The organism is Stackebrandtia sp., assembly GCF_035643755.1.
In the GTDB taxonomy this organism is placed as follows: Bacteria; Actinomycetota; Actinomycetes; order Mycobacteriales; family Micromonosporaceae; genus Stackebrandtia.
Genome location: NZ_DASQPW010000094.1, coordinates 37,601 through 45,275, shown reverse-complemented (window position 1 = coordinate 45,275; position 7,675 = coordinate 37,601). Strand labels below are relative to the sequence as shown.

General features: G+C 70.7%; 7 protein-coding genes. 4 read left to right on the top strand and 3 right to left on the bottom strand.

Translation table 11 applies throughout. From position 1 onward, the window contains the following. On the bottom strand, window positions 1-847 hold an 847-nt coding region (locus tag VE172_RS07245; protein WP_324799210.1), incomplete at its 3' end, for a glycoside hydrolase family 3 protein. A gap of 142 nt (window positions 848-989) precedes the next feature. Here VE172_RS07245 and VE172_RS07240 point away from each other — a divergent pair. Next, complete coding sequence (locus VE172_RS07240) at window positions 990-1,568, top strand: TetR/AcrR family transcriptional regulator (protein WP_414715070.1); 579 nt, start codon at window positions 990-992, stop codon at window positions 1,566-1,568. Here the strand turns inward: VE172_RS07240 and VE172_RS07235 are convergent. Then, complete coding sequence (locus tag VE172_RS07235; protein WP_324799205.1) at window positions 1,500-2,012, bottom strand: DUF5319 family protein; 513 nt, start codon at window positions 2,010-2,012, stop codon at window positions 1,500-1,502. The genes VE172_RS07240 and VE172_RS07235 overlap by 69 nt on opposite strands. Before the next feature lie 105 nt (window positions 2,013-2,117). Between VE172_RS07235 and guaB the strand changes: the two genes are divergently transcribed. From guaB to VE172_RS07220, 3 genes are read left to right on the top strand one after another with little or no spacing between them, the layout of a single operon-like run. After that, a complete protein-coding gene (gene guaB, locus VE172_RS07230; RefSeq protein ID WP_324799203.1) occupies window positions 2,118-3,659 on the top strand; it encodes an IMP dehydrogenase in 1,542 nt (513 codons plus the stop codon). 42 nt (window positions 3,660-3,701) lie between these two features. Then, window positions 3,702-4,817, top strand: a complete 1,116-nt coding sequence (locus VE172_RS07225; RefSeq protein WP_414715072.1) for a GuaB3 family IMP dehydrogenase-related protein — start codon at window positions 3,702-3,704, stop codon at window positions 4,815-4,817. 46 nt (window positions 4,818-4,863) lie between these two features. Next, entirely contained in the window at window positions 4,864-5,523 is a 660-nt protein-coding gene (locus VE172_RS07220; protein WP_324799198.1) for an O-methyltransferase, read from the top strand. Here VE172_RS07220 and VE172_RS07215 read toward each other — a convergent pair. After that, complete coding sequence (locus tag VE172_RS07215; protein ID WP_324799196.1) at window positions 5,520-7,613, bottom strand: FUSC family protein; 2,094 nt, start codon at window positions 7,611-7,613, stop codon at window positions 5,520-5,522. The genes VE172_RS07220 and VE172_RS07215 overlap by 4 nt on opposite strands. Window positions 7,614-7,675 lie beyond the last annotated feature (62 nt).

Below are 7,675 nucleotides of genomic sequence, written 5' to 3'. Positions count from 1 at the left end.
CCCGCCGCGCCAGGCCGTCCACCACGGACGCGTCGATGCGGCCGTCGCGCACCGCGGCGGCCAGGTGCTCGCCGTAGACGGTCCGCGGCCCCGGCATCGCCGAGTCGGTGCCGCCGAGCGCCGCGCGCACCGTGTCGCGGGCGGCCGTCCAGTCGGAGACCACGAAGCCGTCGAAGCCCCACTCGCCCCGCAGCAGGTCGTTCTGCAGGTCGGAGTTCTCGGTCATGGTGGCGCCGTTGACGCCGTTGTAGGCCGACATCAGACCCCAGGCGCCCGCGCGCACCACCGTCTCAAAGGGAGCGAGGTAGAGCTCGCGAAGCGTGCGCTCGTCGATGACATTGTTGACCGTCATGCGTTCGGTCTCGGCGTCGTTGGCCACGAAGTGCTTGGCGGTGGTGGCCACGCCGCCGTCCTGCACGCCGCGCACGAAGGACGCCGCCATCTCGCCGGTGAGCAGCGGGTCCTCCGAGTGCGCCTCGAAGTGCCTGCCGCCCAAGGGGGAGCGGTGCAGGTTGATGGTGGGCGCCAGCAGCACGTGGACGCCCTTGCGGCGGGCCTCCTGGGCCAGCAGCCGGCCGCTGCGCCGCGCCAGCGCCGGGTCCCAGCTGGCGGCCTGCGCGGTGGGACTGGGCAGCGCGATGGCCACGTCGCCGCTCCACACCCGGCCCCGCACGCCGATCGGGCCGTCCGACATCAGCACCGACGCCAGTCCGATGTGGTCGATGGCGGGCAGCGACCACGTGTCCTGGCCGGCCACAAGGGCGGCCTTGGCGTCCAGGTCCAGTTTGTCCAGTGCGGCGGCGACGGCGGTGTCCTGGGCCGCGCGGATCTCCTGTGGGGATGGCATGAGCGCACTCCTTTGTGCCGACTGCTTCGGATACGGCCCAGTCTGCCACCACTTACCGAGCGGTCGGTAGGGGATGTTATCGATTTGTTATTTTAGCTGTGAAACATTGGGCACGCACCGAGGCGGATCACCCGAAGGAGTCATGGTGGACAGGCGGCGATCGCGCGGCGACGAACGTCGCGCCGAGATCCTGGACGCGGCGCTGGAAACCTTCGCCGAGAAGGGGTTCCGGGGCGCGAGCCTGGCCGCGATCGCCGAACGGGTCGGCCTCACCCAGCAGGGCCTGCTGCATTACTTCCCCAGCAAGGAGGAGCTGCTGGTCGAGGTGCTGAAGCTGCGCGACGAGCGCGACACCGATGCCCTGGGGGACAACGCCGACGGCAGCACCATGTCGCTCAACGCCCTGTCCACCCTGGTGGAGGTGAACGCCGGGCGGCGCGGGATCGTGCAGTCCTTCACGGTGCTGTCGGCCGACAGCGTCACCGACGACCACCCGGCCCGAGACTACTTTGTGGACAGATATCGCCGGGTACGCCGCAAGTTCGCCGCCGTCGTGGCCGCCGAGTGCGGCGACCAGCTGCCGTCCGGAATGGACCCCGAGCAGGCGGCGACCCTGATCATCGCCGTCATGGACGGACTCCAGCTTCAGTGGCTACTGTCCGATGGGGAGGTCGACATGCCCGCCCTGTTCCGCCACTTCGTGGCGCTGCTGCGCGACTAAGCCGTCCGGGGTCTGCGGCCCGTCCGACCCGTCCGCGCCGTCGGGATCCTCCGGCTCGCCGAGCTCCTCGCCGGAGTCCTCCTCGCCGTAGATGTCCTGCCAGCAGTCGGTGTACCCCCGGGCGTAGTCCCAGGTCACGTAGTCCTCGGGCGTCGGGTCGTAGGCGGGCTCGTGCACCCGCGGGGAGTTGTCGCCCAGCACGTGGGTCAGGTTGTTCTTCAGCAGTCCCCAGTCGAAGTAGTGCGGCTCCCGGCAGTCGGGGCACTCCACGACCAGCCCGCGGATTCCGGCGGGCTCCAACAGCTTCTGGAAGGTCGCCAGATCCTCCAGGTCGTCCATCAACTCGGCGCGTTCGGTCTCCGACAGCGGCTGCTGCGGATCCACCCCCGGCCAGTGGTCCTCGGGGTCGTGGGGGAACGGGTCGGGTGGTCCTTCGTTGTTCATTCCGTCACCACCTCGTTGGTCTCCACTCGGCCAGCCTATCGTTTACCGCAACAGCGCGCAGGGCCGTAAGCGGAGTGCGAACCATCACGACACTATGATCTCAAGATGGCGTTTACAGGGGATTTTGACACTACTTCGGCCGGTGCCACGCACCCCTTGGGTGCGCAGGCCGGCATACCACTGGGGCTCACCTTCGACGACGTACTCCTGCTGCCCGGGGAGTCCGACGTCGTACCGTCCCAAGTGGATACGTCCGCCAAGCTGACCCGCAACGTGGTGCTGCGCACCCCGCTGGTGTCGGCGGGCATGGACACCGTCACCGAGGCGCGCATGGCCATCGCCATGGCCCGCATCGGCGGCATCGGCGTCATCCACCGCAACATCAGCGCCGAGGAGCAGGCGCAGCAGGTCGACCTGGTGAAGCGCTCGGAGTCGGGCATGGTGGCCGACCCGGTGACGTGCTCGCCGGACAACACGCTGGCCGAGGTGGACGCCCTGTGCGCCCGCTACCGGATCTCCGGGGTTCCCGTGGTCGACGAGGCCGGGACGCTGGTGGGCATCGTCACCAACCGCGACATGCGCTTCGAGTCCGACATGAACATCAGGGTGCGCGACGTGATGACCACCGGCTCGCTGGTGACCGCGGTGGTCGGCGTCTCCACGGAAGAGGCGCTGGATCTGTTGCGCCGCAACAAGATCGAGAAGCTCCCGATCGTGGACGCCGACCGCAAGCTGCGCGGCCTGATCACGGTGAAGGACTTCACCAAGCGCGAGCAGTACCCCAACGCCACAAAGGACGACCAGGGTCGGCTGCGGGCCGCCGCCGCCATCGGGGTGGGCGAGGACCAGTACTCCCGCGCCGGGACCCTTGTGGACGCCGGGGTGGACGTGCTCGTGGTGGACTCCTCCCACGGCCACTCCCGCAACGTCCTGGAGATGGTGGCCCGCATCAAGAAGGACTTCGGCGACCGCGCCGACGTGATGGGCGGCAACATCGCCACCTACGAGGGCGCCAACGCCATGATCGAGGCGGGGGCCGACGGCGTCAAGGTGGGCATCGGCCCCGGCGCCATCTGCACCACCCGCGTCGTGTCCGGGGTGGGGGCGCCCCAGATCAGCGCCATCATGGACGCCACCCGCGCGGCCCGACCGCACGGCGTCCCCGTGATCGGCGACGGCGGCATCCAGTACTCCGGCGACATCGGCAAGGCCATCGCCTCGGGCGCCGACACCGTCATGATGGGTCAGCTCCTGGCCGGCTGCGACGAGAGCCCCGGCGAGCTGGTGTTCCTGAACGGCAAGCAGTACAAGGCGTACCGCGGCATGGGATCGCTGGGCGCCATGCAGACCCGCGGCGAGGCGCGCTCCTTCTCGAAGGACCGCTACTTCCAGGAGGGGGTGTCCGCCGACGACAAGCTGGTGCCCGAGGGCGTCGAGGGCCAGGTTCCCTACCGCGGCACGCTGTCCCAAGTGGTTTATCAACTCGTGGGTGGGCTGCGCTCGGCCATGGGATACTGCGGCGCGGGTACCATCGACGCGCTGCACGAACGCGGCCGTCTGGTGAGGATCACCGCTGCGGGGCTGAAGGAAAGCCATCCGCACGACATCCAGATGACCGTCGAGGCACCCAATTACCACTCCAGGTAGGCCGAGCCCGGCCCGTGGAGTCGCACAGAGGCGGTGGAGGAAATTAGTTCAATCGAGATAGGCGGCGGCAAGACCGCCAGGCGCGGTTTCGATCTGTCCGATGTGTCGTTGGTGCCCTCGCGGCGCACCCGAGACGTCGACGACGTCTCCACCGCCTGGCAGCTGGACGCCTACCGTTTCGACATCCCGTGCATGGCGCACCCGTCCGACGCGGTGATGAGCCCCGACAGCGCCATCGCCCTGGGCGACCGCGGCGGCCTCGGCGTGCTGAACGCCGAGGGCCTGTGGTGCCGCTACGCGGACCCCCGCTCGCTGCTGGACGAGCTGTCGGAGCTGGACGCCGACACCGCCTCGGCGCGCCTCCAGGCCATCTACACCGAGCCGATCAAGCCCGAGCTGATCGCCGAGCGCGTCAAGGAGATGCGCGCGGGCGGCGCCACGGTGGCGCTGCGGGTCTCGCCGCAGCACACCATCGCGCTGTCGCCGGTGATCCTGGACGCGGGCGTGGACATGCTGGTGATCCAGGGAACCATCGTCTCCGCCGAGCACGTCTCCACACAGGACGAACCCCTGAATCTCAAGGAGTTCATCGCCGACCTCGACCTGCCCGTGGTGGTGGGCGGCTGCACCAACTACACCACCGCCCTGCACCTGATGCGCACCGGCGCCGCGGGCGTCATCGTCGGCGTGGGCGCCGACCTGTGGTCCACCACCGACGACGTGCTGGGCATCGCGGTGCCGATGGCCTCGGCCATCGCCGACGCCGCCGCCGCCCGCCGCGACTACCTCGACGAGACGGGCGGGCGCTACGTCCACCTGATCGCCGACGGCGAGATCGAATCCAGCGGCGACATCGCCAAGGCCATCGCCTGCGGCGCCGACTCCGTCATGCTGGGCAGCGCCCTGGCCGCCTGCGTCGAGGCACCCGCCTCGGGAGCCTGGTGGCACTCCGCGGCCAGCCACCCGAAGCTGCCGCGCGGCATGTATCGCGCCGCGGAGGAGGGCTTCACCCCCGTCCCCATGGAGCAGCTCCTGCACGGCCCCGCCTCGGAGCCTTATGGCGCGCAAAACCTCTTCGGGGGCCTGCGGCGCTCCATGGCCAAGTGCGGCTATTCCAACGTCAAGGAGTTTCAGAAGGTCGAGCTGCTCGTGTCGTAGCTAGGCTGAACCTCGTCAGTGTCGACCTACACAACGAGGTGAGTCCATGGGCCGCAACGTCATCCCGATATCCGACGAGATCTCCGGCTACCTGGCCGCGCACGGATCCGCGCCCGACGTCATCATGCGCGACCTGATCGCCGAGACCCGCCGGTCGCTGCCCGACGCCTCGGGCATGCAGATCGGCACCGAGCAGAGCGCGTTCATGACGCTGCTGACCAGGATCATCGGCGTGAGCAACGCCGTCGAGGTCGGCACCTTCACCGGAATGTCCTCGCTGGCGGTGGCGCGCGGGATGCGGCCCGACGGCAAGCTGATCTGCTTCGACGTGTCCGAGGAGTACACCGCGGTCGCCCGGCGCTACTGGGAACGCGCGGGCGTCGCCGACCGCGTCGAGCTGCGGATCGGGGACGCGCGAAAGGCGCTCAGGGAACTCCCGTCCGAGCCCCACCTGGACATGGTGTTCATCGACGCCGACAAGGAGGCGTACCCGGCCTATTGGGAGGAACTGGTTCCCCGCATGCGCCAGGGCGGCGTGCTCACGGTGGACAACACCCTGTCGGGCGGGCGCGTCGCCGACCCCTCCGCGAAGGACGGACGCACCGAGGCGATCCGCGCCTTCAACGACCTCGTCGAGGGCGACGAGCGGGTCGACGCGGTGCTGATGCCGATCGGCGACGGCCTCACCGTGGCGTACAAGCGCTAGGCGTCCCGCGCCCACTCCCTGACGATCAGGTCCGCGTCGGACAGCGCCTCCACCAGGATGTCGGACTCCCAGTCCAGCAGGCGGCGGCGCTGCACCGTGGCCACCGTGCCGCTTTCGAGGGCGCCGTCCAGGTCGTCCAGGGCGACGCGAAGATCCACGGGGCGGGGCTGGTGGCCCCGGACACGATCGGCCAGGGCGGAGTACGCGCGGTGCACCTCCTCGCGGAATTCGTCCACTCCGTACAGTTGGGCGGCGTCGCCGCGGCGCACCGAACCCTCCAGGACGATGAGGGCGCGGGCCGCCCGCGACAGGGCGGCCTCGACGTCCAGGGCGTCGGAGCTGTAGGGGCGGGGCCCGCCCACGGGTTCGGCGGCCGCGGCCTCGGCGGCGGCGTTGAGCTGGGCGCGGCGCAGGCGGATCTCGTCGACGGTGTCGCGGACCCTGCGCATGTCGCGCTCGGCCGGGCGGGCTTGCATGTCCAGCACCAGGTCGGCGTAGTCGCGGTAGCTCTCCACCAGGTCGGCCAGCAGGTCGGGCAGGCGGCGGGTCTGCCAGGTGGGCCACAGGGTGTACAGGGTCAGGGCCAGGACGCCGCCCACCACCGTGGCGACGCCGCGCTCGGCGGCCGCGGTGAGGGCCGACTGGCCCGCCAGGTCGATCTGGAACACCGAGAATCCCGCCACCGCGGCGCTGAAGATCACATAGGACACGGGCATGGCGAAGTAGCCCGCGAACGCGAAGGCGACCACCAACAGCACCGTCCACCAGGACTCGCCGAAGACCACGAGGGACAACAGCGAGGCCAAAACGACGCCGACGCCCGTGCCCAGCATCCGGGCCAGCCCGCGGCCCACCGTGGTGGCGAAGTCGGCCTTCAGCACGATCCACGCCGTCAGCGCCAGCCAGTAGCCGTGCTGGCCGGGCCAGTACGCCGACACCACCGTGGCGACCGCGATGACGACGCAGGAGCGGATGGCGTGGCGCATCGCGGGGGAGCGCAGGGTGAGGCTGGCGCGCAGGGTCTGCCAGTCCTCGGCGAGCCGGCCGCGCATCCGCACCCGCCGCGACACCACCGTGGTGGGCGGCTCCTCCTCGACGACGCGCTCGGTGAGGCGGCCGATCTGGTGCATGGCGCGGTAGAGGCGGCGGGACTCGCGCCCGGCCGCCGAGTGGCGGGCGGTGCCGTGCAGGGTGTCGTCGACGGGGGCGGCCTCCACGGCGGCGGCCAGCCGATCCTCCCAGTGCTCGCGCAGCGGGCGCAGCCTGTCGACGGCCTCGGCGAGGACCTCCAGCGTCGCGGCGGTGTTGCGCAGCACGGACGCGGTGTGGCGAGCCGCGGCGGGATCGGAGTCCAGCAGCCGGGCCCGCGCCGCGGCCACCGCCACGATCGAGGCCCGCAGCTCGTAAAGCGCCCCAACGGAATCCCGCATCGCCTCGGGCAGCCGGCGATTGCCGTTCAGCTCGTCGCGGGCCCGCAGCAGCGCGTCCGTCGACAGTGGCGTGTTCATGGCGTCGGCGAGGGCGCCGGCGTCGTCGGCCAGCGCGCGGTACGCCGCCGCCAGGGTCTGGCGTTCGTCCCGGAACCGTTGCCGGGGCGGCATCGCGGCGGTGACGGCCTGAATCACGCCGCCCAGCGCCGCGACCCCCGCCGCCACCAGGATGTTGGCGCCGCCGGTGAAGTGCGGCCCCAGCACCATCATCACGCCGCAGTTGGTGCTGACCACCGCCGCGGCGGGCCCCAGGGAACCCAGCAGCGCCATGAGAAACGCCCAGATCGCCGTCACCACGACCATGGCGATCGGGTGCCCGTACGTCAGGCCGCCCAGGGCCAGCGAGGCCCCCAGTGCCACCCCGGTGACCAGCGGCAGCCAGGGACGGGTGCGCACGCCCGCGGCCACCAGCGGTATCCCCGACGACCAGGTGCCCATCACCAGCGCGGGCGCCCACGGCGGCTCCCCCAGCGCGGCGCCGAGCCCCAGCGCGAACGCCACGCCGATGCCGGTACGCACGGCGATGCCCGGCGTGGAGGCGTTCGGATTCCACGCCATGAGGGAGCTGCCCACCTTCTTGGCGGGCTGCACGATCGCCATGGGACAGAACCCTATTAGGTAAGGCACCATCGGCGAGCCCGTTATGGCCCGCTTGTGGCCCG

Coding starts and splice junctions, on each gene's coding strand:
- VE172_RS07220 (WP_324799198.1), top strand. CDS start 4,864: ATGGGCCGCAACGTCATCCCGATATCCGACGAGATCTCCGGCTACCTG.
- VE172_RS07215 (WP_324799196.1), bottom strand. CDS start 7,613: ATGGCGATCGTGCAGCCCGCCAAGAAGGTGGGCAGCTCCCTCATGGCG.
- VE172_RS07240 (WP_414715070.1), top strand. CDS start 990: ATGGTGGACAGGCGGCGATCGCGCGGCGACGAACGTCGCGCCGAGATC.
- VE172_RS07235 (WP_324799205.1), bottom strand. CDS start 2,012: ATGAACAACGAAGGACCACCCGACCCGTTCCCCCACGACCCCGAGGAC.
- guaB (WP_324799203.1), top strand. CDS start 2,118: ATGGCGTTTACAGGGGATTTTGACACTACTTCGGCCGGTGCCACGCAC.